Source organism: Thauera mechernichensis, assembly GCF_029588855.1.
Taxonomy (GTDB): domain Bacteria; phylum Pseudomonadota; class Gammaproteobacteria; order Burkholderiales; family Rhodocyclaceae; genus Thauera; species Thauera mechernichensis.
On record NZ_JARQZE010000001.1, the window covers coordinates 277,893 to 303,432 of the forward strand.

General features: G+C 63.0%; 38 protein-coding genes. 1 reads left to right on the forward strand and 37 read right to left on the reverse strand.

Annotated features, from left to right (window positions below; genetic code table 11):
• Positions 1 to 6: 6 nt before the first annotated feature.
• The 5 genes from P7F68_RS01395 to P7F68_RS01415 form a co-directional block, all read right to left on the reverse strand.
• Positions 7 to 393 carry a sirohydrochlorin chelatase gene (locus tag P7F68_RS01395; protein WP_002942770.1) on the reverse strand — a complete coding sequence of 129 codons (387 nt, stop codon included), beginning with the start codon at positions 391 to 393 and terminating at the stop codon, positions 7 to 9.
• The gene (locus P7F68_RS01400; protein ID WP_277830060.1) at positions 390 to 1,229 is read right to left on the reverse strand and encodes a tRNA threonylcarbamoyladenosine dehydratase; all 840 of its coding nucleotides are present in this window, start codon (positions 1,227 to 1,229) and stop codon (positions 390 to 392) included. Before P7F68_RS01400 ends, P7F68_RS01395 begins: the two co-directional genes overlap by 4 nt.
• A gap of 10 nt (positions 1,230 to 1,239) precedes the next feature.
• A complete protein-coding gene (locus tag P7F68_RS01405; protein WP_002931646.1) occupies positions 1,240 to 2,205 on the reverse strand; it encodes an MBL fold metallo-hydrolase in 966 nt (321 codons plus the stop codon).
• 116 nt (positions 2,206 to 2,321) lie between these two features.
• Complete coding sequence (gene ssb / locus P7F68_RS01410; protein WP_277830064.1) at positions 2,322 to 2,819, reverse strand: single-stranded DNA-binding protein; 498 nt, start codon at positions 2,817 to 2,819, stop codon at positions 2,322 to 2,324.
• Positions 2,820 to 2,910: 91 nt separating this feature from the next.
• Complete coding sequence (locus P7F68_RS01415; RefSeq protein ID WP_232431651.1) at positions 2,911 to 4,110, reverse strand: MFS transporter; 1,200 nt, start codon at positions 4,108 to 4,110, stop codon at positions 2,911 to 2,913.
• A 108-nt stretch (positions 4,111 to 4,218) separates the two neighbouring features.
• On the opposite strand from P7F68_RS01415, the gene uvrA reads away from it, so the two are divergent.
• On the forward strand, positions 4,219 to 7,053 hold the full coding sequence (gene uvrA / locus P7F68_RS01420; protein ID WP_002942750.1) for an excinuclease ABC subunit UvrA: 2,835 nt from the start codon (positions 4,219 to 4,221) through the stop codon (positions 7,051 to 7,053).
• 1 nt (position 7,054) lies between these two features.
• Here the strand turns inward: uvrA and galE are convergent, their stop codons facing one another.
• From galE to fusA, 32 genes are all read right to left on the reverse strand, one after another.
• Positions 7,055 to 8,074: a UDP-glucose 4-epimerase GalE gene (gene galE / locus P7F68_RS01425; protein WP_002942748.1), complete on the reverse strand. Its 1,020-nt coding sequence runs from the start codon at positions 8,072 to 8,074 to the stop codon at positions 7,055 to 7,057.
• A 101-nt stretch (positions 8,075 to 8,175) separates the two neighbouring features.
• Positions 8,176 to 8,574 carry a 50S ribosomal protein L17 gene (rplQ, locus tag P7F68_RS01430; protein ID WP_002942745.1) on the reverse strand — a complete coding sequence of 133 codons (399 nt, stop codon included), beginning with the start codon at positions 8,572 to 8,574 and terminating at the stop codon, positions 8,176 to 8,178.
• A 25-nt stretch (positions 8,575 to 8,599) separates the two neighbouring features.
• Entirely contained in the window at positions 8,600 to 9,580 is a 981-nt protein-coding gene (locus P7F68_RS01435; protein WP_002931627.1) for a DNA-directed RNA polymerase subunit alpha, read from the reverse strand.
• 39 nt (positions 9,581 to 9,619) lie between these two features.
• Entirely contained in the window at positions 9,620 to 10,249 is a 630-nt protein-coding gene (gene rpsD, locus P7F68_RS01440; RefSeq protein ID WP_002931624.1) for a 30S ribosomal protein S4, read from the reverse strand.
• A gap of 14 nt (positions 10,250 to 10,263) precedes the next feature.
• On the reverse strand, positions 10,264 to 10,653 hold the full coding sequence (gene rpsK / locus P7F68_RS01445; RefSeq protein WP_002931621.1) for a 30S ribosomal protein S11: 390 nt from the start codon (positions 10,651 to 10,653) through the stop codon (positions 10,264 to 10,266).
• A gap of 12 nt (positions 10,654 to 10,665) precedes the next feature.
• Positions 10,666 to 11,028 carry a 30S ribosomal protein S13 gene (gene rpsM / locus P7F68_RS01450; RefSeq protein WP_002931620.1) on the reverse strand — a complete coding sequence of 121 codons (363 nt, stop codon included), beginning with the start codon at positions 11,026 to 11,028 and terminating at the stop codon, positions 10,666 to 10,668.
• A 53-nt stretch (positions 11,029 to 11,081) separates the two neighbouring features.
• Positions 11,082 to 11,195 (reverse strand): 50S ribosomal protein L36, encoded by a 114-nt coding sequence (gene rpmJ, locus P7F68_RS01455; RefSeq protein ID WP_002931619.1) that lies wholly within the window; start codon positions 11,193 to 11,195, stop codon positions 11,082 to 11,084.
• A 25-nt stretch (positions 11,196 to 11,220) separates the two neighbouring features.
• Entirely contained in the window at positions 11,221 to 11,439 is a 219-nt protein-coding gene (infA, locus tag P7F68_RS01460; RefSeq protein WP_002931617.1) for a translation initiation factor IF-1, read from the reverse strand.
• Positions 11,440 to 11,443: 4 nt separating this feature from the next.
• Positions 11,444 to 12,769 (reverse strand): preprotein translocase subunit SecY, encoded by a 1,326-nt coding sequence (gene secY, locus P7F68_RS01465; protein ID WP_002931614.1) that lies wholly within the window; start codon positions 12,767 to 12,769, stop codon positions 11,444 to 11,446.
• 14 nt (positions 12,770 to 12,783) lie between these two features.
• The gene (rplO, locus tag P7F68_RS01470) at positions 12,784 to 13,221 is read right to left on the reverse strand and encodes a 50S ribosomal protein L15 (RefSeq protein ID WP_002931612.1); all 438 of its coding nucleotides are present in this window, start codon (positions 13,219 to 13,221) and stop codon (positions 12,784 to 12,786) included.
• Position 13,222: 1 nt separating this feature from the next.
• Positions 13,223 to 13,405 (reverse strand): 50S ribosomal protein L30, encoded by a 183-nt coding sequence (gene rpmD, locus P7F68_RS01475; RefSeq protein WP_002931611.1) that lies wholly within the window; start codon positions 13,403 to 13,405, stop codon positions 13,223 to 13,225.
• A gap of 3 nt (positions 13,406 to 13,408) precedes the next feature.
• Positions 13,409 to 13,933, reverse strand: coding sequence for a 30S ribosomal protein S5 (gene rpsE / locus P7F68_RS01480; protein WP_002931609.1), 525 nt, complete (start codon positions 13,931 to 13,933; stop codon positions 13,409 to 13,411).
• Positions 13,934 to 13,945: 12 nt separating this feature from the next.
• Positions 13,946 to 14,299 carry a 50S ribosomal protein L18 gene (gene rplR / locus P7F68_RS01485; protein ID WP_002931606.1) on the reverse strand — a complete coding sequence of 118 codons (354 nt, stop codon included), beginning with the start codon at positions 14,297 to 14,299 and terminating at the stop codon, positions 13,946 to 13,948.
• Between the two features lie 11 nt (positions 14,300 to 14,310).
• Complete coding sequence (gene rplF / locus P7F68_RS01490; protein WP_002942741.1) at positions 14,311 to 14,844, reverse strand: 50S ribosomal protein L6; 534 nt, start codon at positions 14,842 to 14,844, stop codon at positions 14,311 to 14,313.
• Positions 14,845 to 14,854: 10 nt separating this feature from the next.
• Positions 14,855 to 15,250, reverse strand: coding sequence for a 30S ribosomal protein S8 (rpsH, locus tag P7F68_RS01495; protein WP_002942737.1), 396 nt, complete (start codon positions 15,248 to 15,250; stop codon positions 14,855 to 14,857).
• A gap of 13 nt (positions 15,251 to 15,263) precedes the next feature.
• Positions 15,264 to 15,569, reverse strand: coding sequence for a 30S ribosomal protein S14 (gene rpsN, locus P7F68_RS01500; protein WP_002931601.1), 306 nt, complete (start codon positions 15,567 to 15,569; stop codon positions 15,264 to 15,266).
• A 7-nt stretch (positions 15,570 to 15,576) separates the two neighbouring features.
• Positions 15,577 to 16,116, reverse strand: a complete 540-nt coding sequence (gene rplE, locus P7F68_RS01505) for a 50S ribosomal protein L5 (protein ID WP_002931598.1) — start codon at positions 16,114 to 16,116, stop codon at positions 15,577 to 15,579.
• A 9-nt stretch (positions 16,117 to 16,125) separates the two neighbouring features.
• Positions 16,126 to 16,443: a 50S ribosomal protein L24 gene (gene rplX / locus P7F68_RS01510; protein ID WP_002931597.1), complete on the reverse strand. Its 318-nt coding sequence runs from the start codon at positions 16,441 to 16,443 to the stop codon at positions 16,126 to 16,128.
• 11 nt (positions 16,444 to 16,454) lie between these two features.
• The gene (gene rplN, locus P7F68_RS01515) at positions 16,455 to 16,823 is read right to left on the reverse strand and encodes a 50S ribosomal protein L14 (RefSeq protein ID WP_002931596.1); all 369 of its coding nucleotides are present in this window, start codon (positions 16,821 to 16,823) and stop codon (positions 16,455 to 16,457) included.
• A 153-nt stretch (positions 16,824 to 16,976) separates the two neighbouring features.
• A complete protein-coding gene (gene rpsQ / locus P7F68_RS01520) occupies positions 16,977 to 17,246 on the reverse strand; it encodes a 30S ribosomal protein S17 (protein ID WP_002931595.1) in 270 nt (89 codons plus the stop codon).
• Positions 17,243 to 17,437 carry a 50S ribosomal protein L29 gene (rpmC, locus tag P7F68_RS01525; protein ID WP_002931593.1) on the reverse strand — a complete coding sequence of 65 codons (195 nt, stop codon included), beginning with the start codon at positions 17,435 to 17,437 and terminating at the stop codon, positions 17,243 to 17,245. Before rpmC ends, rpsQ begins: the two co-directional genes overlap by 4 nt.
• A gap of 2 nt (positions 17,438 to 17,439) precedes the next feature.
• The gene (gene rplP, locus P7F68_RS01530) at positions 17,440 to 17,856 is read right to left on the reverse strand and encodes a 50S ribosomal protein L16 (RefSeq protein ID WP_002931592.1); all 417 of its coding nucleotides are present in this window, start codon (positions 17,854 to 17,856) and stop codon (positions 17,440 to 17,442) included.
• The gene (gene rpsC, locus P7F68_RS01535) at positions 17,856 to 18,623 is read right to left on the reverse strand and encodes a 30S ribosomal protein S3 (protein WP_002931590.1); all 768 of its coding nucleotides are present in this window, start codon (positions 18,621 to 18,623) and stop codon (positions 17,856 to 17,858) included. Before rpsC ends, rplP begins: the two co-directional genes overlap by 1 nt.
• A gap of 9 nt (positions 18,624 to 18,632) precedes the next feature.
• Positions 18,633 to 18,962: a 50S ribosomal protein L22 gene (gene rplV, locus P7F68_RS01540; protein ID WP_002931589.1), complete on the reverse strand. Its 330-nt coding sequence runs from the start codon at positions 18,960 to 18,962 to the stop codon at positions 18,633 to 18,635.
• A gap of 9 nt (positions 18,963 to 18,971) precedes the next feature.
• Complete coding sequence (rpsS, locus tag P7F68_RS01545; protein ID WP_002931587.1) at positions 18,972 to 19,247, reverse strand: 30S ribosomal protein S19; 276 nt, start codon at positions 19,245 to 19,247, stop codon at positions 18,972 to 18,974.
• A 10-nt stretch (positions 19,248 to 19,257) separates the two neighbouring features.
• Positions 19,258 to 20,085 carry a 50S ribosomal protein L2 gene (gene rplB, locus P7F68_RS01550; RefSeq protein WP_002931586.1) on the reverse strand — a complete coding sequence of 276 codons (828 nt, stop codon included), beginning with the start codon at positions 20,083 to 20,085 and terminating at the stop codon, positions 19,258 to 19,260.
• Between the two features lie 6 nt (positions 20,086 to 20,091).
• Positions 20,092 to 20,397, reverse strand: a complete 306-nt coding sequence (gene rplW, locus P7F68_RS01555; RefSeq protein WP_002931584.1) for a 50S ribosomal protein L23 — start codon at positions 20,395 to 20,397, stop codon at positions 20,092 to 20,094.
• Positions 20,394 to 21,014: a 50S ribosomal protein L4 gene (rplD, locus tag P7F68_RS01560; RefSeq protein ID WP_002942733.1), complete on the reverse strand. Its 621-nt coding sequence runs from the start codon at positions 21,012 to 21,014 to the stop codon at positions 20,394 to 20,396. The genes rplW and rplD overlap by 4 nt, the downstream gene beginning before the upstream one ends.
• A gap of 10 nt (positions 21,015 to 21,024) precedes the next feature.
• The gene (gene rplC / locus P7F68_RS01565; RefSeq protein ID WP_002942731.1) at positions 21,025 to 21,663 is read right to left on the reverse strand and encodes a 50S ribosomal protein L3; all 639 of its coding nucleotides are present in this window, start codon (positions 21,661 to 21,663) and stop codon (positions 21,025 to 21,027) included.
• A gap of 111 nt (positions 21,664 to 21,774) precedes the next feature.
• A complete protein-coding gene (gene rpsJ / locus P7F68_RS01570; protein WP_002931577.1) occupies positions 21,775 to 22,086 on the reverse strand; it encodes a 30S ribosomal protein S10 in 312 nt (103 codons plus the stop codon).
• A gap of 77 nt (positions 22,087 to 22,163) precedes the next feature.
• Positions 22,164 to 23,354 carry an elongation factor Tu gene (tuf, locus tag P7F68_RS01575; RefSeq protein ID WP_002931549.1) on the reverse strand — a complete coding sequence of 397 codons (1,191 nt, stop codon included), beginning with the start codon at positions 23,352 to 23,354 and terminating at the stop codon, positions 22,164 to 22,166.
• Positions 23,355 to 23,402: 48 nt separating this feature from the next.
• A complete protein-coding gene (gene fusA / locus P7F68_RS01580) occupies positions 23,403 to 25,502 on the reverse strand; it encodes an elongation factor G (protein WP_002945292.1) in 2,100 nt (699 codons plus the stop codon).
• Between the last annotated feature and the right edge of the window lie 38 nt (positions 25,503 to 25,540).

The window sequence follows — 25,540 nt, forward strand, 5'->3', positions numbered from 1 at the left end:
GGGGAATCAGTCGAGACAGGAAGCCGCGTAGTCCGCCATCGCAGCGACCACCCTGGCGGACTCGCCCGCTGCGGTGGCGAGCACGATCTCGCAGTCTGGGTGGGCCGCGCGCACCTCATCGACCAGGATCGGCAGGTCACGCGTGAGATGCCCCGCCTGGGCGAGGAAGATCGGCACTACCGCCACCTTGCGCGCACCCGCGGCAGTCAGCGCGGCCACCGCCTCCGGCAGCGTCGGCGTCATGAACTCGAGGAAGGCAAGCTCCACGCTCGGCGCATCGGGGCGTGCCAGCAGCGCCTCACGGATGCGGCGCATGGGCCCCGCCCAGTCGGGATTACGGGCACCATGCCCGAACAAGACGACGGCGGTGTCACGCGCAACACTTGAATTCATGAACAGCTCTCCGGGTTGTCTGGGTCCGCTGCGCCAAGGGTAGCGCAGGCTACCCGCGCCTGCAGCAGATGATCGAGCGCGCGTGCGGCGCAGAACAGGCCCGCACTGGCGGTCACTGCCATGCTCGAGCCATATCCGGCACAGGCCAACCCCTGCGGAGCGAGCGCGGTAGCCGCGCCCGTACCCTGGCAGGCCCGCGCCTCGGGGTAGCGCACCGGCTCGGTGGAGAACACCGCATCGATGCCGAACTTGCGCCGCGGGTCGCGGCTGAAACCGTGTTCCTTGCGCAGGCGGGCGCGCACCTTGGACAGCAGAGGGTCTTGCACCGTACGTGCCAGATCATCGACCACCAGCCGGCCCGGATCGGTCTTGCCCCCTGCCCCGCCCGCCATCACCAACCTGATTCGGCGGCGCCGGCACACGGCCGCGATCGCTACCTTGGCGCGCACGTTGTCGATGGCGTCGATGACGACATCGAAGCACTGCAGCAGGTCCTCGGCGTTCTCGGCCGTCAGGAAGTCCTCGACCTGCTCGACCGCGCACAGCGGGTTGATGCCGCCAATGCGTGCGGCCATCGCGCCGACCTTGGCCATGCCGAGCGTAGATTCGAGCGCATGTACCTGGCGGTTGATGTTCGACTCGGCAACGTGGTCGAGGTCGATCAGGGTGAGTCGGCCTACCCCACTGCGTGCCAACGCCTCGGCCGCCCACGAGCCGACGCCGCCGACACCGATCACGCAGGCATGTGCGGCCTGCAGACGGGCGACTGCGCCATCGCCGTAGAGCCGGTCGATACCGCCGAAGCGGCGGGCAACATCGACGCCTGCGTCTTGCATCGCGCCCCGCTCAGGCCGTCTCGGCCGCGGTGACGCGCTGGCTGTCGAGCCATACGCCCAGACCCTGGGCGTTGAGCTCGAGGTCCATGCGCAGCAGGTCGAGCGTCTCGTCCTCGTTGAGCGCCCAGTTCTGGCGTGCGGCCTCCTCGCGCATGATCTGCTCGAGGCCGGCAAGGATCTCGACATGGCGGGCCACGCCATCGCCGCGCGCAGCCTGCGCCACCGCCACCATGGTGTCGATCAGACGGTGGAGGTCAGCGCCCAGGCGATCGACTTCGGTGATCCGGCTGTAGTGCGTCAGGTACATGGCCTGCGGCTGCATCGCCAGCATGCGGTCGATGGAGGCGTGCATCGCCTCGGGCTCGAACTGGGTCGGCGTCGTCGTCGGCATGATGAAGGCACGGCCATCGACATCAAGCTCGCGATAGGACAGGCCAAAGGTGTCGCCCGTGAAGAAGGCGCGCGCACTGTCGTCCCAGATGCAGACGTGGTGGCGCGCATGCCCCGGGGTATCGAAGATGCGCAGGCAGCGACCGCCCAGCTTGAGCTCGAGGCCGTCGGTGGCCGGCACGATGCGCTCGGCCGCGACAGGCACCAGGCGTCCGTAGAGCGCGAACGCGCGCTCCGGCCCGTAAACGGCGCAGGTGGCGTCCCACAACCGGCTCGGATCAGTCATGTGGCGCACGCCACGCGGATGCACGACAAGCCTGGCGTGCGGCAGCGCACACATCAGGCTGCCCGCACCACCGGCGTGGTCGAGATGGATGTGGGTCAACAACACCCAATCCACTGCTTCGGGCGCGATACCGAGCGCGGCGAGCGCGCCGAGGACGCGCGGCACCGAGGCGTTGCTGCCGGTATCGACGATCGCGGCGCGACCGTCCTGCACGATGATATGGATGGCCGCAAGCTGCGGCCGGCCATAGCCGGAATCCACCGCATGAACGCCGTCGGCGTGGCTGATCAGGTCCAACATTGCACTCCCTCCTCGCACTGCCGCGCGGCAGACCAGCATCGGCGACCCGACTCTAGCCTCGCGCTCCGGCAGTGTCGCGGACGCACATCACGCGCGCGCATCCGCATCCTCCCGCTTCAGAACGGGATGTCGTCGTCGAAATCACCAAAACCGCCCGGCTGCTGCTGCGGTTGTGCTGCCGGCTGAGGGCGTGGTGCGGGTGCGCGCGGCGCGGCAGCGGCCGGCGCGGGCGCGTCCCAGCCACCCTCGCTCGCGCGCATCGGTGCGTCACCACCTTCGCGACGGCCGCCCAGCATCTTCATCTCGTCAGCGCGGATCTCGGTGGTGTAGCGGTCCTGGCCGCTCTGATCCTGCCACTTGCGGGTCCGCAGGCTGCCCTCGATGTACACCTGGCTGCCCTTGCGCAGATACTGGCCAGCGATCTCGGCCAGCTTGCCGTAGAAGGTCACCCGATGCCATTCGGTCGCTTCACGGCGCTCGCCGGTGGCTTTGTCGCGCCAGTTCTCGGTGGTGGCAAGACGGATATTGCAGATCGCGTCGCCCGACGGGGCGAAACGGCTTTCCGGGTCGGCACCGAGGTTGCCGACCAGGATGACTTTATTGACGGATGCCATCCGGTTCTCCTTTGAGTGTGCATCCGGGCGCGGCGATGTAAGCGCTGCACCCGCGTGAAATACGACAGACCCCAGGCCAGGCCTGGGTGCTTCAGCCCGCTGCCGGCTGCGCGCGCAGCGGCGGCGGCCGCATGGACGCCGCAAGACCAAGCCAGGCAAGGGCGAGCAAGGCACAGAACAGGCTCACCGCACCCGGCCCATGGACCTGGCCCAGCCAGCCGCCGAGCACGCCGCCGAGGAACAGGCCGATCGACTGCAAGGTGTTATACACCCCCAGCGCTGTGCCCTTTGCGCCGGGCGCTGCGATGCGCGAAATCCACGACGGCTGGGTTGCCTCGAGCACATTGAACGCAATGAAGAAAAGCGTCAGCAGCAATGCCAATGGTATCAGACCGTCACCAATCAGCCACAGCCCCAGCTGGACCACCGCCAGCAGCACGATCGCCGCATTGAAAACGGGCTTGAGCTTGTCATGGCGCTCGGCGACGATCACCGCTGGCACCATCACGACGAAGGACAACAGCACGGCCGGCAGATAGACCTTCCAGTGCTCGGGCATGGGCAACCCGCCGCTCGCCACCAGGGCCGAGGGCACCATCACCCACATCGTGGTCTGGATGAGATGGAGCGCGAATACGCCGAAGTTGAGCCGCATGAGCTGGCCGTCGCGGAGCACGTCGATCAGGCGCCCCGTCGCGCGCGGCACGGGCGGCGCCGCAGGCACCACCCACAGCACCACGCCGATGGCGACGAAGGCGAGCACCGCGGTCAGCCAGAAGATCCCATCCATGCCGACCGCGGCATACAACAGCGGCGCAGCGACCATGGACAGCGCAAACACGAGCCCGATCGACGAGCCGATCATGGCCATCACCTTGGTACGGTGCTGGTCGCGGGTGAGGTCGGCAGCAAGCGCCGTGACTGCCGCCGAGATCGCGCCCGCCCCCTGCAGGATACGGCCGGCGATGATCATCGTGATGTCGTCTGCTAGCGCGGCGACCACGCTGCCGATCACGAACAGCACGAGTCCGAACACGATCACCGGCTTGCGGCCGAAACGATCGGACGCGGCACCGTAGGCGATCTGCAGGCAGGCCTGGGTGAGGCCGTAGGCGCCTATCGCCAGCCCCACCAGGGTCAGGTTGTCGCCGCCCGGGATGGTCGCGGCATGAACTGCGAACACAGGCAGGATCAGGAACAGCCCCAGCATGCGCAGCGCAAAGATCGCTGCCAGGCTCATGCCGGCGCGGCGTTCGTCGCGCGTCATCGGATCGCGAGCAGGAACGGTCATCAGAGGAAACCGGCGTCGTCAAAGCCGAGCATTTTAGCACTCCGGCCGCCTGGCCGGTGCCGCCCTTCTCTCGTATAGTTTCGGGCTGGCCCACGCTAGGCATCTGCCATGGACGAGATCCGCATCCGCGGTGCGCGCACGCACAACCTGAAGAACATCAGTGCCGACCTGCCGCGAAACCGGCTCACGGTCATCACCGGCCTGTCCGGATCCGGCAAATCCTCGCTCGCCTTCGACACGCTGTACGCTGAGGGCCAGCGCCGCTACGTCGAGTCGCTGTCGGCCTACGCGCGCCAGTTCCTGCAGCTCATGGAAAAACCGGATGTAGATCTCATTGAGGGCCTGTCGCCCGCGATCTCGATCGAACAGAAAGCCACCAGCCACAACCCGCGCTCCACCGTGGGTACGGTTACCGAGATCCACGACTACCTGCGCCTGCTCTACGCCCGTGCCGGCACGCCCCATTGCCCGGAGCACCCCGAGCACGCCCTCGAGGCCCAAAGTGTGGCACAGATGGTCGACCACGTTCTGGCGCTGCCGCCCGAGACAAGGCTGATGATCCTCGCCCCGGTGGTGAGCGGGCGCAAGGGCGAGCAACAGGACCTGTTCGCCGAGCTGCGTGCCCAGGGCTTCGTGCGCGTGCGGGTCGACGGCGAGGTCATGGAACTCGATGCGATGCCGGCACTCGACAAGAGCCGCCGCCACGACGTCGAGGTGGTGATCGACCGCCTGAAGGTCCGTGCCGACCAGCGTGGCCGCATCGCCGAGTCCTTCGAGACCGCGCTCCAGCATGCCGACGGACGTGCGCTCGCCGTGGAGATGGACAGCGGCACCGCTCACCTGTTCTCGGCGCGCTTCGCCTGCCCAGTGTGCAGCTTCGCACTCGCCGAGCTCGAACCACGCCTGTTCTCGTTCAACAACCCGGCAGGCGCGTGCCCGCGCTGCGATGGACTGGGCGCCATCGCGTTCTTCGACCCCGCACGCGTCGTCGCACACCCCGAACTTTCGCTCGCCGCAGGCGCGATCCGGGGCTGGGATCGGCGCAACCAGTTCTACTTCCAGATGCTCGCCAGCCTCGCAGCACACTACGGCTTCGACATCGAGACCCCGTTCATCGATCTACCCGACACGGTACGTGAGACCGTCCTGCATGGCTCCGGACGCACCCGCATCGCCTTTCGCTACATGGCCGACAATGGCCGCATGGTGCTCAAGGAGCACCCGTTCGAAGGCATCATCCCGAATCTCGAGCGCCGCCTGCGCGAGACCGACTCACAGGCGGTGCGAGAAGAACTGACGAAATATCGTGCCAGCCGGGTCTGCCCGGCCTGCGAGGGCAGCAGATTGCGCAGCGAGGCACGCCACGTGCTGATCGGTGGCCGTGCGCTGCCCGACATCGCTCGCCTGCCGCTCGCCGAATGCCAGCGCTTCTTCACCCAGCTGCAGCTCACCGGCGCGCGCGCCCAGGTCGCCGAGCGCATCATCAAGGAGGTCGCCGACCGCCTCAGCTTCCTCATCAACGTCGGCCTCGACTATCTTTCACTCGACCGCGCTGCAGACACCCTGTCCGGCGGCGAAGCTCAGCGCATCCGCCTGGCCAGCCAGATCGGCTCAGGCTTGACTGGCGTCATGTACGTGCTCGACGAGCCTTCGATCGGCCTGCACCAGCGCGACAACGACCGCCTGCTCGGCACCCTGCGCCAACTCCGCGATCTCGGCAATACGGTGATCGTTGTCGAGCACGACGAAGACGCAATCCGCAGCGCCGACTACCTGATCGACATGGGCCCGGGCGCAGGGGAGCACGGCGGTCAAATCGTCGCCCGCGGCACACCCCAGCAAGTCATCGACGACCCAGCCTCCATCACCGGTGACTATCTCGCCGGCCGCCGCAGCATCCCGGTGCCGCGCACCCGCCGGCAGCTCGACCCGGAGCGTATGCTGCACATCCTCGGCGCGACCGGTAACAACCTCAAGCAGGTCGATGCGGCGCTACCGATCGGCCTGTTCACCTGCATCACAGGCGTGTCCGGATCGGGCAAGTCGACCTTGATCAACGACACCCTGGCCGCCGCAGCAGCGCGCCACCTCAATGGCGCCAGCGTCGAGGCCGCCCCCCACCGGAGCGTCCAAGGGCTGGACGCCCTGGACAAGATCATCAATGTCGACCAGTCACCAATTGGTCGCACACCGCGGTCGAACCCAGCCACCTACACCGGCCTGCTGACACCGATACGCGAGCTGTTCGCGGGCGTGCCCGAGGCCCGCGCGCGTGGCTACGGACCTGGGAGGTTCTCCTTCAACGTGCGTGGAGGCCGCTGCGAGGCTTGCCAGGGCGACGGCATGATCAAGGTCGAGATGCACTTCCTGCCCGACATGTACGTGCCTTGCGACGTCTGTCACGGTAAGCGATACAACCGCGAGACCCTGGAGATCCGCTACAAGGGGCGAACGATCTACGAAGTGCTCGACATGACGGTGGAACAGGCCTTCGATTTCTTCGCTGCTGTGCCCGCCGTCGCGCGCAAGCTCGAGACCCTGAAGGATGTCGGCCTCGGCTACATCCGTCTGGGCCAGAGCGCTACCACCTTGTCGGGCGGCGAAGCGCAACGTGTCAAGCTCGCCCTAGAACTCTCGAAGCGCGACACCGGCCGCACCCTGTACATCCTCGATGAACCCACCACCGGCCTGCATTTCCAGGACATCGAGATGCTGCTCACGGTCCTGCACCGTCTGCGCGACCATGGCAATACGGTTATCGTCATCGAGCACAATCTCGATGTCATCAAGACTGCCGATTGGCTGATCGACATGGGCCCGGAAGGCGGCGGTGGGGGCGGCACCATTGTGTGCGCAGGCCCGCCGGAAGCAGTCGCAGCACACCCCTCGAGCCACACCGGGCGTTACCTCGCACGCCTGCTCGCAACGCCCCGATCCGCCTGACTCAGCCTCGATACCCCAGCGGGTTCATGCGCTGCCAGCGCCACGCATCCTCGCACATCGCCGCCAACCCCCGCTCGGCCTTCCAGCCCAGCATCGCCTGGGCTCGCGCTGGATCGGCCCAGCATGCGGCGATGTCACCCGGCCGACGCGCCACGATGTCGTATGGCACCGGCCGACCGCACGCAAGCTCGAACGCACGCACCATCTCGAGTACGCTGTAGCCGCGCCCAGTGCCGAGATTGAGCGTCGTGACACCGGCCAGCGTGTCGATACGCTCCAGTGCCCGCAGGTGCCCGAGCGCGAGATCGACAACGTGAATGTAGTCGCGCACGCCGGTACCGTCAGGCGTCGGATAGTCGTCACCGAACACCCGGAGGCGTTCGAGTCGACCCACCGCTACCTGACTTACAAAAGGCATCAGGTTATTCGGCAAACCCTCCGGGTCTTCGCCGATTCGCCCGCTCGAGTGGGCCCCTACTGGATTGAAGTAGCGCAGCAGAACCACGTTCCAGCGTCCATCTGCATTCGCCAGATCGCGCAGGATCTGCTCTCCCATCAGCTTCGTCCAGCCGTAAGGATTGGTCGCCGTAGTGGGAAAATCCTCGCGGATGGGCACGCTTGCGGGATCGCCATACACCGTCGCTGAAGAGCTGAACACCATCCTCCGGCAGTCCGCGGCATCCATCGCCTGCAGCACACTCAGCAAGCCCTGAAGATTGTTGTCATAGTAGGCGAGCGGCTGTGCCACCGACTCTCCGACCGCCTTACGCGCCGCAAAGTGGATAACCGCCTCCACCTCGTGCGCGGCAAAAATGCCCTCCAACGCGCGGCGATCGCGCACGTCTGCTTCGACGAACCCAGCCAACGGGCGCCCGCCAAGCTCCTCGATACGCCGCAGCGCTTCGGGCGAAGAGTTCGAGAGATCATCGATCACGACCACGTCACGCCCGGCCGCGAGCAATTCCACGCAGGTATGGGACCCAATGTAACCCGCCCCACCCGTCACCAATGTCACGCCCATACGCTCGCCCCTTCAGCAAAGCCCGTTGTTAAAGTCGTGATTGCTGATCACGAAAAAAAACCGGGCGCTGCCCGGTTTTTTATTCGGTTGCTCGCGACGGCTCAAGCCGCCTCGGCGTCCTCGACCTCGACCGCTTCCACGTCGGGGCGATCCAGCAGCTCGACGTAAGCCATCGGTGCATTGTCGCCATCACGGAAACCGCACTTCAGGATACGCAGGTAACCACCGTTGCGGGCGGCGTAGCGCGGGCCCAGCTCGTCGAACAGCTTGACGACCATGTCACGGTCGCGCAGGCGGTCGAAAGCCAGACGGCGGTTGGCGAGACTGGGCTTCTTGCCCAGGGTGATCATCGGCTCGACCACACGGCGAAGTTCCTTCGCCTTCGGCAGGGTCGTCTTGATGACTTCGTGTTGCAGCAGCGAGTTGGCCATGTTGCGGAACATCGCCTGGCGGTGGCTGCTGGTACGATTCAGCTTGCGAAGACCATTACGGTGACGCATTTCAATTCCTCACTTGCCCGGCGTCTCAACCGAGCTTTTCAAGCCCGGCCGGCGGCCAGTTTTCCAGTTTCATGCCAAGGGTAAGCCCGCGGGAGGCCAGTACTTCCTTGATCTCGTTGAGCGACTTGCGACCCAGGTTCGGGGTCTTGAGCAGCTCGGTCTCGGTGCGCTGGATCAGGTCACCGATGTAGTAGATGTTCTCGGCCTTCAGGCAGTTCGCCGAACGCACCGTCAACTCCAGATCATCGACCGGGCGCATGAGCACCGGATCAATGGTCACCGACGGCGCCACCTCGCGCTCGGGCTGAGTACCCTCGAGGTCGGCAAACACCGAGAGCTGGTCCATCAGCACGCGCGCGGCGTAGCGGATGGCCTCTTCGGGGTCGACCGCACCATTGGTCTCGATATCGATGATCAGCCGGTCCAGATCGGTACGCTGCTCGACGCGAGCGCTCTCGACGAGATAGCTGACGCGACGCACCGGCCCGAACGAAGCGTCAAGCACGATGTGCCCGATGCTCTTGCTCTCGGCGCTCTGCGGACGTGCATTACCCGGAACATAGCCACGGCCCTGCTCGACCTTGATCTGCATGTCGAGCTTTCCGCCCGGAGCAAGGTGGGCGATCACGTGATCCGGATTGATGATCTCGACGTCGTGACCGAGCTCGATGTCGGCCGCGGTGACAACGCCCTCGCCGGACTTCGCCAGCCGCACGGTTACATCGGCACGGCCGTTCAGCTTGAACACCACGCCCTTGAGGTTGAGCAGCAGGTCGACGATGTCCTCGCGCACGCCGTCAAGCGTCGAGTACTCATGGAGCACACCTTCGATCGTCACTTCCGTGGCCGCATGGCCAGGCAGCGACGACAGGAGGATGCGCCGCAGCGCATTCCCCAGCGTGTGACCGAACCCGCGCTCGAACGGCTCCATCGTCACCCGCGCCTGGACAGGCGAGGTGCTCTGGACGTCGATGATGCGCGGTTTCAGCAGTGCATTGCTTTGCATCAGCATTCCCTCGGAACTAGAAGAGGCTCAGACTCCCGATCAACGGGAGTACAGTTCCACAACCAGGCCTTCGTTGATCGTTGCCGGCAGTTCGCTGCGCACCGGATAGGCCTTGAACGTACCCTTGCCAGCCTTGGCGTCGACTTCCAGCCACTCCGGGAACCCGCGCGACTCAGCCGCTTCGAGCGCAGCCTTGACACGCAGGTGCCCACGGGCGCGCTCGGTCAGCTCCACGACATCGCCCGGACGAACGACATACGACGGGATGTTGACGCGCTTGCCATTGACCAGAACGCCGTTGTGGCGCACAACCTGACGAGCCTCGGCACGCGAAGCGCCAAAACCCATGCGGTAGGCCACCGAATCCAGACGACCTTCGAGCAACTGAAGCAGGTTCTCGCCGGTCTGACCACGACGACGGTCAGCTTCGGAATACACACGACGGAACTGACGCTCGAGCACGCCGTACAGACGACGGATCTTCTGCTTCTCGCGCAGTTGCACACCGTAACCCGACAGACGCTGCCCCGAGCGCTGACCGTGTTGGCCAGGCGCGTAGGCACGGCGCTCAATCGCGCACTTGTCGGTAAAACACTTTTCGCCCTTCAGAAACAGCTTTTCGCCTTCGCGACGGCACTGACGGCACTTGGGATCGAGATTACGAGCCACTTATCAACTCCTTGTCAGATACGACGCTTCTTCGGCGGACGGCAGCCGTTGTGCGGAATGGGGGTGATGTCCGTGATGCTGGAAATCTTGATCCCCAGCGCGTTGAGCGCACGAACCGAAGACTCGCGACCCGGGCCCGGGCCCTTGATGCGAACCTCGAGGTTCTTGATACCGCACTCCTGTGCCACCTTGCCAGCTGCTTCTGCAGCCACCTGGGCAGCGAACGGGGTGCTCTTGCGCGAACCCTTGAAGCCAGCGCCACCCGAGGTCGCCCACGACAGCGCGTTGCCCTGACGGTCGGTGATGGTGATGATCGTATTATTGAAGCTCGCGTGAACGTGCGCGATACCTTCCGCGACGTTCTTCTTGACCTTCTTACGAACCTTCGTTCCAGTCTTAGCCATTATCGGTTCCTATTACTTCTTGCCGGCGATCGCCTTGCGCGGGCCCTTGCGGGTGCGGGCGTTCGTGCGGGTACGCTGACCACGCATCGGCAGGCCGCGACGATGACGCACGCCGCGATAGCAGCCCAGGTCCATCAGTCGCTTGATGTTCATCGTCACTTCACGACGCAGGTCACCCTCGACAACGAACCGAGCGACTTCGTCACGCAGCTTCTCCATATCCGATTCAGTCAGGTCCTTGACCTTGACCGAACGCTGGATACCGGCAGCGTCGCAAACCTTCTGAGCACGCGAACGGCCGATCCCATAGATGGCGGTCAGCGCGATCTCGGCATGCTTGTGATTGGGAATGTTTACCCCAGCAATACGGGCCATCCGTATACCCCAAAGCGAAAAACGTTAAATTCTAAAGCCTTAAGTTGATCTAATCAACCCTGGCGTTGCTTGTGCCGCGGATCGCTACAAATGACGCGAACCACACCCTTGCGGCGGATGATCTTGCAGTTGCGGCAGAGCCGCTTTACCGATGCCTGGACTCTCATGGTCTTGCTCCTGTTTCTCTTATCTTCACTTGGTCCGGAACACGATCCGGCCCTTGGTCAGGTCGTAGGGGGTAAGCTGGACGGTCACCTTATCGCCAGGGAGGATGCGGATGTAGTGCATCCGCATCTTTCCGGAGATGTGCCCAAGCACCATGTGACCGTTCTCGAGCCTGACGCGGAATGTTGCATTCGGGAGGTTCTCAGTAACCTCACCTTGCATCTCAATGACATCTTCCTTCGCCATGGTTCTACCTGCCCGGGAAGCCCGCCCCCTTGAAATTCGCCTTCTTCAGCAGACTCTCGTACTGGTGCGACATCGCAAACGCCTGTACCTGGGCCATGAAGTCCATCGTGACCACCACGATGATCAGCAGCGAGGTGCCGCCGAAATAGAACGGAACGTTCCACTTCAGGATCAGGAACTCCGGCAGCAGGCAGACCAGGGTGATATACACCGCCCCGGCCAACGTCAGCCGCATGAGAATCTTGTCAATGTAGCGCGCCGTCTGGTCACCCGGACGAATGCCAGGCACGAACGCACCACTCTTCTTCAGGTTGTCCGCCGTCTCACGCGCATTGAACACGAGCGCGGTGTAGAAGAAACAGAAGAACACGATTGCCAGCGCGTACAGCATCACGTAGATCGGCTGTCCTGGAGACAGTGTGGATGCGATATCCCGCAACCAGTACATACCCTCTGACGAACCAAACCACTGACCCAAGGTCGCCGGGAACAGGATGATGCTCGACGCAAAAATCGGCGGAATCACACCCGACATGTTCAGCTTCAGGGGCAGATGGGAGCTTTGCCCGCCATACACCTTGTTGCCGACCTGCCGCTTGGCGTAGTTCACCAGAATCTTGCGCTGCCCCCGCTCCACGAACACCACGAACCCGGTCACCAGCACAACCAGCACGCAGATGAAGAGCGCCGTGAAGGGATGCATCGCGCCAGTACGAACCAGCTCGAACAGCCCACCGATCGCACTCGGCAGTCCAGCCACAATCCCCGCGAAGATGATCAACGAAATACCGTTTCCGATACCGCGCTCGGTGATCTGCTCACCCATCCACATCAGGAACATCGTGCCAGTCACCAGCGTCGCCACGGTAACGAAACGGAACATCAGCCCCGGATCCAGCACCAGACCCGGCTGCCCCTCGAGCGCAATCGAAATACCGAGCGCCTGAGCAAAAGCAAGGACGAGCGTGCCGTAGCGGGTGTACTGCGTGATCTTGCGTCGCCCAGCCTCGCCTTCCTTCTTCAACGCCTCGAGATACGGTACCGCCACCGTCATCAACTGCATGATGATCGACGCGGAAATGTAGGGCATGATGCCCAGCGCGAAGATGGTGAAACGCGACAGCGCGCCGCCGGAGAACAGGTTGAACACCCCGAGGATGCCGCCCGCCTGCGACTGGAACAACTCAGCCAGACGCTCGGGATCGATACCCGGGACAGGAATGTGCGCGCCGATGCGGTAGACGATCAGCGCGCCCAGCAGAAACAGCAGGCGACGCTTCAGGTCGCCGAACCGCCCCGGCTTTCCGAGCGTGGCAGCAGTATTCGCCACAATCGTTTTCCCTGTTACTCGGCCGCCACGGAACCACCAGCGGCTTCGATCGCCGCCTTGGCACCCTGGGTAGCACCGACACCGCGCAGCACAACCTTACGGTTGATGGCGCCGGAAAGCACGACCTTCGCCGACAGTGCGTCAGCCGCGATCACACCCGCCTGCTTGAGCGTCAGCAGATCGACTTCATCGATGGGCAGCTTGTCCAGTTCGGACAGACGCACCTCGACATTGCGCGCACGCGTCAGCGAAACGAAACCGCGCTTCGGCAGACGACGCTGCAAGGGCATCTGACCGCCCTCGAAGCCGACCTTGTGGAAGCCGCCGGCACGGGACTTCTGCCCCTTGTGGCCGCGACCGCAGGTCTTGCCGAGGCCGCTACCCATGCCGCGACCGACACGGCGCGCAGCCTTCTTCGAGCCTTCGCCCGGCTTGATGGTATTCAGGCGCATATCAACCCTCACACTTGACCAGGTAGGACACCTTGTTGACCATGCCGCGAACCTCGGGGGTATCCGCCAGCTCGACCGTATGGTTGAGTCGACGCAGACCGAGCCCGCGCACGGTGGCGCGGTGCGACTGCTTGGTGCCGATCACGCTCTTGACGAGCGTCACCTTGATTTTCTTGTCCGACATCGCTTACCCCAGAATTTCTTCGACGGACTTGCCGCGCTTGGCAGCAATCTCCGCCGGGGTGTTGATCGCCATCAGGCCGTTGATCGTGGCACGAACGACGTTGTAGGGATTGGCCGAACCGATGCACTTGCAGATCACATCGGTCACACCCATCACTTCGAACACTGCGCGCATCGGGCCACCGGCGATGATGCCGGTACCGGCCGGAGCCGGCTGCATCAGCACCGAGGCGGCGCCATGCTTGCCGACAACAGTGTGCTGCAGGGTGCCGTTCTTGAGCGAGACCTTGCGCATCTTGCGACGCGCTTCGTCCATCGCCTTCTGAACTGCCACCGGCACTTCGCGCGATTTGCCCTTGCCCATGCCGATCGCACCGTCACCGTCGCCGACCACGGTCAGCGCGGCGAAGCCGAGGATCCGGCCGCCCTTGACGACCTTGGTCACGCGATTGATCGCGACCATTTTCTCCTTCAGGCCGTCATCGCGCTCGTCGGAGGCTTGCGCACGTTTGGTTTGCTGCTTAGCCATTCGAATCCTCGCTTAGAACTTGAGGCCGCCTTCGCGGGCAGCCTCGGCCAGCGCCTTGACGCGGCCGTGATACAGGAAGCCCGAGCGGTCAAACGAGACCTGCTCGATGCCGGCAGCCTTGGCGCGCTCGGCAATCAGCTTGCCGACGAGCTCGGCGGCAGCCTTGTTGCCGCCGTTCGCGACCTGGGCGCGCACATCGGCTTCGACTGTCGAGGCGGCCGCAATCACGCGGGAGCCGGAACCGTCGATGACCTGGGCGTACATGTGGCAGTTGGACCGGAACACCGTCAGGCGAACCGCCTTGAGCTCCGCAATCTTGGCGCGAGTTTTGCGCGCACGGCGAAGACGAGTTTCTTTCTTGTTCATGACGAACCGCCTTACTTCTTCTTGGTTTCCTTGAGCACCACCACCTCGTCCGAGTAACGGACGCCCTTGCCCTTGTAGGGCTCGGGGGAGCGGTAGGCACGCACCTCGGCAGCGACCTGGCCGACTTTCTGCTTGTCGATACCCTTGATCACGATTTCCGTCTGGGTCGGGGTCTCGACCTTCACGCCTTCCGGCATCTGATGCACGACCGGATGCGAGAAGCCGAGCGACAGGTTGAGCTTGTCGCCCTGAGCCTGAGCGCGATAGCCGACGCCAACCAGGTTGAGCTTGCGCTCGAAACCCTTGCTGACACCGCTCACCATGTTATTGATGAGCGCACGGGTCGTACCCGAAAGCGCACGGGCGTTGGCCACACCGTCGCGCGCCTTGCACACGACTGCATCACCTTCGCGCTCGACCGAGACGGCGCTGGTCAGCGCCTGACGCAGCGTACCGAGCGGCCCCTTGACGGCGATCTCACCAGCGGAGATCGTCACTTCGACACCCTGAGGAATCGCCACCGGATTCTTGGCTACACGAGACATCGCTTCCTCCTTATGCCACCAGGCAGATGACTTCGCCGCCAACGCGGTTTGCACGCGCCGAACGGTCGGTCATCACACCACGCGGGGTGGACACGATGGCCACGCCAAGGCCGTTCATAACGCGCGGCAGATCGTCGCTGCCCTTGTAGATGCGCAGGCCGGGACGGCTCACGCGCTCAAGGCGCTCGATGACCGGACGACCGGCGTAGTACTTCAGCGTAACGTCAAGCGACGCCTTGCCGGCATCGTCGCGGACGGCGAAGCCGTCGATGTAACCTTCATCCTGCAACACCTTCGCGATCGCAATCTTCAGCTTCGACGAGGGCATCGACACCGATGCCTTCTGTGCCTGCTGGCCATTGCGGATGCGCGTCAGCATGTCGGCGATGGGATCGGACATACTCATCTTCGAATTCTCCTTACCAGCTCGCCTTGGTCATGCCAGGGACTTCGCCGCGGAAAGCGATCTCGCGCAGCTTGTTGCGGCACAGACCGAACTTGCGGAAAACACCACGCGGACGCCCGGTGAGCGCGCAACGATTACGCTGGCGAGTCGGATTGGCGTTGCGGGGCAGTTGCTGCAGGGCCAGGCGTGCAGCCATGCGTTCTTCTTCGGACAGGCTGCTGTCCTTGACCTTTGCGACCAGGGCGGCACGCTTGGCGGCGAACTTCTCCACCAGCTTGGCGCGCTTCACTTCGCGATTGATCAGAGCGAGTTTCGCCATATGACCCTCAATTCTTGAACGGGAACTTGAACGCAGCGAGGAGCGCGCGCGCCTCCCCGTCGGTCTTCGCCGTCGTCGTGATGCTGATGTTCATCCCGCGCAGCGCATCGATCTTGTCGTACTCGATTTCAGGGAAAATGATCTGTTCCTTGACACCGAGGTTGTAGTTGCCACGACCGTCAAAACCCTTCGCTGCGATACCGCGGAAGTCACGCACGCGCGGCAGCGCGATAGTGATCAGACGATCGAGAAACTCGAACATGCGCGGACCACGCAGGGTGACCATGCAACCGATCGGATAGCCGTCACGGATCTTGAAACCCGCAATCGACTTGCGAGCCTTGGTCGACACCGGCTTCTGACCGGCAATCTTGGTCATGTCGCCGAGCGCATTCTCGAGGATCTTCTTGTCACCCACCGCCTCACCGACACCCATGTTCAGGGTAATCTTGGTGATACGCGGGATCTCCATCACGGACTTGTAGCCGAACTGCTGCTTGAGCGCCGGCGCGACTTCGTCCTTGTAAACCTGTTGCAAGCGAGCCATCGTCACTCCTTAGGCGTTCACCAGCTCGCCGTTCGACTTGAAGAAACGAACCTTGCGGCCGTCTTCAAGCGTCTTGATCCCGACGCGATCACCCTTCTGGGTGGCGGGATTGAACAGCGCGACATTCGACACGTGGATCGGCATTTCCTTCTCGACAATGCCACCCACCTCACCCTTGAGCGGATTCGGGCGCACATGCTTCTTCACCCGATTCACACCCTCGACCACGACGCGCTCGTCATCGACGCGGCGCAGCACGGTACCGCGACGGCCGCGATCCTTGCCCGTCAGTACCAAAACTTCGTCACCCTTGCGGATCTTGTTCATCTAAGGACTCCTCAGAGCACTTCGGGCGCGAGCGAGACGATCTTCATGAAGCGCTCGGTACGCAGCTCACGAGTGACCGGCCCGAAGATACGGGTGCCGATCGGCTCCAGCTTGTTGTTCAGAAGCACGGCCGCGTTGCCATCGAACTTGATCAGCGAACCATCGGGACGACGGACGCCCTTGGCGGTACGCACGACAACCGCGTTATAGACATCGCCCTTCTTGGCGCGACCACGCGGCGCAGCATCCTTCACGGTAACCTTGATGATGTCGCCCACGCCAGCGTAGCGGCGCTTCGAACCACCCAGGACCTTGATGCACATCACCGAGCGCGCACCGGAGTTATCGGCGACGTCCAGCTTGGACTGCATTTGAATCATGAAAGTATCTCCAACTTATCCCGCATGTGCGGACAGTCTTGGAACCCGTCAGGGTAGGATGCCCCGAGCGAGCCCCGGAGCAAAGAGGCAAAAGTATAACAGCCTGGCGCTGTCGCGCCAAGCTGTTTTTCTGCACCTTGCTTGTTACTCAGTTCAGATGATGCGTGCCTTCTCGAGCACCTTGGCAACGCGCCAGGTCTTGGTGCGCGAGATCGGACGACATTCCTCGATCTCGACCAGATCGCCTTCGGCGGCGATACCATCTTCCACGTGGGCATGGTACTTAGCCGAACGGGTGATGATCTTGCCGTAAAGCGGGTGCTTCACCCGACGTTCGACGAGGACCGTCACGGTCTTCTGCATCTTGTCGCTAACCACACGCCCAACCAGCGCGCGGCGAACCTTCTCGACTTGTTCGCTCATTGCTGACCCGCCTTTTCGCGCAGGATGGTACGGACACGCGCGATGTCGCGACGCACCTTCCCGATCTGACTCGTGTTGCCAAGTTGCTGGGTGGCATGCTGCATGCGCAGCGAGAACTGTGCCTTCAGCAGCTCGAGCAATTCCTTGTTCAACTCTTCAGCGCTCTTGGCGCGGAGTTCATTGGCCTTCATGTTCAACCCCCAATCTGACGGGTCACGAACACGGTCTCGATCGGCAGCTTGGCGGCGGCAAGCCGGAAAGCTTCACGAGCGAGCTCTTCGGCCACGCCATCCATTTCATAGAGCACCTTGCCCGGCTGGATCTCGGCAACCCAGTACTCCGGGTTACCCTTGCCGTTACCCATCCGCACTTCGGCGGGCTTCTTGGAGATCGGCTTGTCCGGGAAAATGCGGATCCAGATGCGGCCACCGCGCTTGATGTGACGCGTCATGGCACGACGTGCCGACTCGATCTGGCGCGCCGTCAGACGACCGCGACCGACCGCCTTGAGCCCGTACTCGCCGAACGACACCTTGGCGCCACGCGTGGCGACCCCAGTGTTACGGCCTTTCTGCTCCTTCCGATACTTCCTTCTAGTCGGCTGCAGCATCATTCACTCCTGCTATCTTCTTGCCGGCCTTCGCCACGACGGGCGGGGCGGCGACCCGGACGCTCGCCGTCACGGGGAGCGCCACGACGGCCACGGCGGTTATCGGCTTCGGGCTCTGCAGCCACGGGCTGTTCGTTACGGCCAAGCATCTCGCCCTTGAAAACCCAGACCTTGATGCCGATGATGCCGTAGGTGGTCTTCGCTTCCGAAACACCGTAGTCGATGTTGGCGCGCAGCGTGTGCAGCGGCACACGACCTTCACGGTACCACTCGGTACGAGCGATTTCCGCACCATTCAGACGGCCCGAGCTCATGATCTTGATACCCTGGGCGCCGAGGCGCATGGCGTTCTGCATCGCACGCTTCATGGCGCGGCGGAACATGATGCGCTTCTCGAGCTGCTGAGCAATCGAGTCGGCCACGAGCTTGGCATCGAGTTCCGGCTTGCGCACTTCCTCGATGTTGACGTGAACCGGCACACCCATGATCTTCTGCAGATCACGCTTGAGCGCCTCGATATCCTCGCCCTTCTTGCCGATGACGACACCAGGACGGGCGCTGAACAGGGTGATGCGTGCATTCTTGGCCGGACGCTCGATCGTCACGCGACCAACCGAAGCGTGCGCGAGACGCTTCTTCAGGTAATCACGAACTTTCAAGTCCTCGTGCAGCATGCCCGAGAAGTCCTTGCTGTTGGCGAACCAGCGCGAGCCCCAGTCACGCGTGACGGCGAGACGGAAGCCAGTGGGATGGATTTTCTGACCCATGTTTACTCCTTACTCGCCAACGGTCAGGTAGACGTGGCAGGTGGGCTTCAGGATGCGGTTGCCGCGACCCTTCGCACGCGCGGTGAAGCGCTTGAGCGTCATGCCCTCTTCCACGTGAATGGTCTTGACCTTCAGCGCGTCGATATCGGCACCGTCGTTGTGCTCAGCGTTGGCAATTGCCGACTCGAGCACCTTGCGGATGATCTTCGCGCCCTTCTTGGGCGAGAAGGCGAGCGTGTCGAGCGCACGGCCGACGGGCATGCCGCGGACCAGGTCGGCAACCAGGCGGCCCTTCTGAGCCGACAGGCGAACGCCACGGAGAATTGCTTTGGTTTCCATGTCGTCCCCTTATCGCTTGGCCTTCTTGCTGGCAGCGTGACCCTTGAAGGTACGCGTCAGCGCGAATTCGCCCAGCTTGTGACCAACCATGTTCTCGGTCACGAACACCGGAATATGCTGCTTGCCGTTGTGCACCGCGATCGTCAGACCGATGAAGTCCGGCAGCACCGTGGAACGGCGCGACCAGGTCTTGATCGGGCGCTTGTCGTTGCTCGTCCGAGCCGCGTCGACCTTCTTGAGCAGGTGCGCGTCGATGAACGGGCCTTTCTTGATAGAACGTGCCATCTTTTACCCCTTAACGCTTGTGACGACGCTGCACGATCATGTTGTCGGTGCGCTTGTTCGAACGCGTCCGATAACCCTTGCTCGGCGTACCCCACGGGCTCACCGGCTCGCGCGCTTCGCCGGTACGGCCTTCGCCACCACCGTGCGGGTGATCCACCGGGTTCATCGCCACACCACGAACGGTCGGGCGGATACCGCGCCAGCGGTTCGCACCAGCCTTGCCGATCTTGCGCAGACCGTGCTCGCCGTTGCCGACCTCACCGATCGTCGCACGGCACTCGACGTGCACTCGACGAATTTCACCCGAGCGCAGACGAAGCTGCGCGTAGGTGCCTTCGCGGGCCAGCAACTGAACCGAGGTACCCGCCGCACGCGCAAGCTGTGCGCCCTTGCCAGGAACCATCTCGATGCAGTGAATGGTCGAACCCACAGGAATGTTGCGGATCGGCAGCGCATTACCGGGCTTGATCGGCGCCTCGGACCCGCTCACGAGCTGCTGACCAACCTCGACGCCACGCGGGGCGATGATGTAGCGACGCTCGCCATCGGCGTAGCACAGCAGCGCAATGTGAGCCGAGCGGTTCGGGTCGTACTCGATGCGCTCGACCTTCGCCGGGATACCATCCTTGTTGCGACGGAAATCGACCAGGCGATAGTGCTGCTTGTGACCGCCACCCTGGTGACGCACGGTGATGCGGCCGTTGTTGTTACGACCAGCATTCTTGCTCTGCTTCTCGACCAGCGCTGCGACCGGGCGGCCCTTGTACAGGTCGGGGTTAACCACCTTGACCTGGGCACGACGGCCCGCAGACGTAGGCTTGAGTTTAACGATTGCCATGATCTATCACTCCCCCGCCGCGAAGTTGATTTCCTGACCGGGCTTCAGGCACACGAAGGCCTTCTTCCAGTCCTTGCGGCGACCCATGGTCTTGCCAAAGCGCTTGGCCTTGCCCTTCACGTTCAGGATCTGCACCGACTTCACCTCGACCTTGAAGAGCGACTCGACAGCCGCCTTCACTTCGGGCTTGGTTGCATCGGAAGCGACCTTGAACACCACCTGCTCGTTCTTGTCGGCGACAAAAGTCGCCTTCTCGGAGATCTGCGGGGCGAGCAGCACCTGCAGCAGACGTTCCTGACTGATCGCGCTCATTGCCACGCTTCCTCCATCTTCGCCAGCGCGCCCTTGGTGACCAGCACCTTCGGGAAACGCACGAGCGACACCGGATCCGCCTCGCTCACCTCGAGCACCAGCACCTGGTGGAGGTTGCGCGAAGAGAGGAACAGGTTCTCGTCCATTTCGTCGGTAATGACCAGGACGGAATCCAGGCCCATACCCTTGAGCTTCTGCGACAGCAGTCGCGTCTTCGGCGCCTCGACGCTGAAGCTCTCGACCACGGCAAGGCGATCCTCGCGCGCCAGCTGCGACAGGATCGCAGCAACGCCAGCGCGGTACATCTTGCGGTTGACCTTCTGAGTGAAGTTCTCGTCAGGCGAATTCGGGAAGATCTTGCCGCCCCCGCGCCACAGCGGGCTCGAGGCCATACCGGCACGCGCATTGCCCGTACCCTTCTGGCGGAAGGGCTTGCGGGTCGACTTGGCGATCTCCGAACGGCCCTTCTGCTTGCGGTTACCCGAGCGCGCATTCGCCAGATAGGCGGTGACAACCTGGTGCACCAGGGCTTCGTTGTAGTCACGACCGAACAGCACATCCGACGCCTCGAGCGTCGATGCTGCCTGGCCCTGCTCATTCAATAGCTTCAATTCCATTGCGCGCTCCTCAGGCCTTGACCGCCGGACGGACGACAACGTCGCCACCCTTGGCACCCGGCACCGCACCCTTCACGAGAAGGAGCTGGCGCTCGACATCAACACGGACGATCTCGAGACCCTGGGTGGTGCGCTGCACGTTGCCGTACTGACCGGCCATGCGCTTACCCGGGAAAACGCGACCCGGATCCTGAGCCATACCGATCGAACCCGGGGAGTTGTGCGAGATCGAGTTACCGTGCGACGCACGGTTCGACGAGAAGTTGTGACGCTTGATCGGACCAGAGAAACCCTTACCGATCGTCACGCCGGTCACATCGACCTTCTGCCCGACCTGGAAGAGATCCGCACCGATTGCATCACCGGCATTCATGCCACCAGCCTGCTCGGCCTCGACACGAAACTCCTTGATGCCGCGGCAGGGTTCGACGCCCGCCTTCGCGAGATGCCCCGCGACCGGCTTGGTGATGCGGCTCGCGCGACGCTTGCCGTATGCGACCTGGACCGCGGCGTAGCCATCGGTCTCAATCGTCTTGATCTGGGACACACGATTATCCGACACGTCAAGCACCGTAACCGGGATGGTACGACCATCCTCGGCAAAGATGCGAGTCATGCCGACCTTGCGTCCAACAAGGCCTAGACTCATTTTTTTCTCCTGAATCCCGGTTGCGATTGACCGGGGGTCAAATTATTGCGCCAAAAGGCACAAAGGCCGGATTATACCGGCCCGTTCCAAACTTCCGCAAGCGGATTACGCTTACTGGAGCTTGATCTCGACATCCACACCTGCGGGGAGGTCCAGCTTCATCAGCGCATCGACGGTCTTGTCGGTCGGATCGATGATGTCCATCAGGCGCTGGTGGGTACGAATTTCCATCTGGTCGCGCGATGCCTTGTTGACGTGCGGCGAGCGCAGCAGGTCAAAGCGCTCGATGCGGGTCGGCAGCGGAACCGGACCACGAACAACCGCACCGGTGCGCTTGGCGGTATCGACGATCTCGAGCGCCGACTGGTCAATCAGACGGTAATCGAAAGCCTTGAGGCGGATGCGGATCTTCTGGTTTTGCATGATGTTGTTCCTAAAGAGCTGAAAGAGCGAAAAGAGCAAGGGGAGAGGCTGCAGGCCCCTCCCCCGGATCGAGCAAATTACTCGATGATCTTGGCAACCACGCCGGCGCCGACGGTACGACCGCCTTCACGGATGGCGAAGCGCAGACCTTCTTCCATGGCGATCGGGGCGATCAGCTTGACGGTGATCGACACGTTGTCGCCCGGCATGACCATCTCGGTGCCCTCGGGCAGTTCGATCGAACCGGTCACGTCCGTGGTACGGAAGTAGAACTGCGGACGGTAGTTGTTGAAGAACGGGGTGTGACGACCACCCTCTTCCTTCGACAGCACATACACTTCGCCCGTGAAGTGCGTGTGCGGCTTGATCGAACCCGGCTTGCACAGCACCTGACCACGCTCGACGTCTTCACGCTTGGTGCCGCGCAGCAGCACGCCAACGTTGTCGCCGGCCTGACCCTGGTCGAGCAGCTTGCGGAACATTTCAACGCCGGTGCAGGTGGTCTTGACCGTGGCCTTGATGCCGACGATCTCGATTTCCTCGCCAACCTTGACGATGCCACGCTCGACACGACCGGTCACCACGGTGCCACGACCCGAGATCGAGAACACGTCTTCGATCGGCAGCAGGAAGGGCTTGTCGATGGCGCGCTCGGGCGTCGGGATGTACGAATCCAGCGCATCGGCCAGCGCCAGGATTGCCGGCTCGCCGATCGGCGACTGGTCGCCTTCGAGCGCCTTCAGCGCCGAACCCTTGACGATGGGAATGTCGTCGCCCGGGAAGTCGTACTTCGACAGCAGCTCGCGCACTTCCATCTCGACCAGCTCGAGCAGCTCTTCGTCGTCGACCATGTCGCACTTGTTCAGGAAGACGATGATGTACGGCACGCCAACCTGACGGGCCAGCAGGATGTGCTCGCGCGTCTGCGGCATCGGGCCGTCAGCGGCCGAGCACACCAGGATCGCGCCGTCCATCTGGGCAGCACCGGTAATCATGTTCTTGACGTAGTCGGCGTGGCCCGGGCAGTCAACGTGCGCGTAGTGGCGAGCAGCGGTTTCGTACTCGACGTGCGCGGTGTTGATGGTGATGCCGCGCGCCTTCTCTTCGGGCGCCGCGTCGATCTGGTCATAGGCCTTCGCTTCACCACCGAACTTCTTCGACAGAATCGTGGTGATCGCAGCGGTCAGCGTGGTCTTGCCGTGGTCAACGTGGCCAATCGTGCCAACGTTCACGTGCGGCTTGGTGCGTTCGAACTTACCCTTCGCCATGTTCGCGGGTCCTTATGTTGAAGTTGCTGAAATTCTGAATTGCTGGAATTACTTGCGGCTGCTGATGACGGCCTCGGCCACACTCTTCGGTGCTTCAGCGTAGTGCTTGAACTCCATCGAGTAGGTCGCGCGACCCTGGGTCAGCGAGCGCAGCTGGGTAGCGTAACCGAACATCTCGGCCAGCGGCACCTCGGCCTTGATTTCCTTCATGCCACCCGGGATGTCATCCATACCCTGGACGATACCGCGGCGACCCGACAGGTCACCCATGACGTTGCCCATGTAGTCTTCCGGCGTCTCGACCACCACAGCCATCATCGGCTCGAGCAGCACGGGACTGGCCTTGCGCATCGCATCCTTGAACGCCATCGAGCCGGCCATCTTGAACGCGTTTTCGTTCGAGTCGACGTCGTGGTAGGAACCGAAGTGCAGCGTCACCTTGACATCAACGACCGGGAAGCCCGCCAGCACGCCACTGTTGAGGGTGTCCTGGATACCCTTGTCGACCGCCGGGATGTACTCACGCGGAACGACGCCACCCTTGACCGCATCGACGAACTCGTAGCCCTTGCCCTGCTCGGCCGGTTCAAGGTTGATGACGACGTGACCGTACTGACCACGACCGCCGGACTGCTTGACGAACTTGCCTTCGACGTCCATCGCAGCCTTGCGGATGGTCTCGCGGTAGGCAACCTGCGGCGCACCGACGTTCGCCTCGACGTTGAACTCGCGGCGCATGCGGTCGACGATGATCTCGAGGTGCAGCTCGCCCATGCCCGAGATGATGGTCTGACCCGACTCTTCGTCGGTACGGACGCGGAAGGACGGATCCTCGGCAGCCAGCCGACCGAGAGCCAGACCCATCTTTTCCTGGTCGCTCTTGGTCTTGGGCTCGACCGCAACGTGGATCACCGGATCCGGGAACACCATGCGCTCGAGGATGACCGGCGCCGAGATGTCGCACAGAGTCTCGCCGGTCGTAACGTCCTTGAGGCCGACCACAGCGGCGATGTCGCCCGCGAGCACTTCCTTGATCTCTTCACGATCATTGGCGTGCATCTGCAGGATGCGGCCGATGCGCTCCTTCTTGCCCTTGACCGAGTTCAGCACCGTCGAACCCGACTCCAGCACGCCCGAGTAGACGCGAATGAAGGTGAGCTGACCTACGAACGGGTCGGTCATCAGCTTGAACGCCAGCGCCGAGAACTTCTCGTCGTCCTTGGCGTAGCGCACCACTTCCTTCTCGTCGTCATCCACGCCAGCAACCGGCGGAATGTCGATCGGCGACGGCAGGTACTGGATGACCGCGTCAAGCATGCGCTGGACACCCTTGTTCTTGAACGCGGTGCCGCACAGCATCGGCTGGATCTCGCAGGCCAGGGTGCGCGCACGCAGACCCGCAATGACCTCCTCTTCGGAAAGCTCGCCTTCCTCGAGGTACTTGTTCATCAGGTCTTCGTTCGCTTCAGCCGCAGCCTCGACCATGTTGGCGCGCCACTCTTCCGCAGTCGCCACGACGTCAGCCGGGATCTCCTGGTAATCGAACTTCATGCCCTGGGAGGCCTCGTCCCAGATGATCGCCTTCATCTTGAGCAGATCGACCACGCCCTTGAAGGAATCTTCGGCACCGATCGGCACCACCACCGGAACCGGATTGGCCTTGAGACGGGTCTTCATCTGGTCGACGACCTTGAAGAAGTTGGCACCCGAACGGTCCATCTTGTTCACGAAGGCCAGACGCGGCACCTTGTACTTGGTCGCCTGGCGCCACACGGTCTCGGACTGCGGCTGCACGCCACCAACGGCGCAATACACCATGCACGCACCATCCAGAACGCGCATCGAGCGCTCGACTTCAATGGTGAAGTCCACGTGTCCCGGCGTATCGATGATGTTGAAGCGGTGCTCGGGATAGGAGTTATCCATACCCTTCCAGAAGCAGGTCACCGCCGCGGAGGTGATGGTGATGCCACGCTCTTGCTCCTGCACCATCCAGTCGGTGGTAGCTGCGCCATCATGCACTTCACCGAGCTTATGGCTCACGCCGGTGTAGAAGAGGATACGCTCGGTCGTAGTCGTCTTGCCGGCGTCGATGTGAGCGGAGATACCGATATTGCGGTAGCGCTCGATGGGAGTCTTGCGGGCCACGTTTTACCTGCCTTCTGTTATGCGCGCCTGTGACGCGA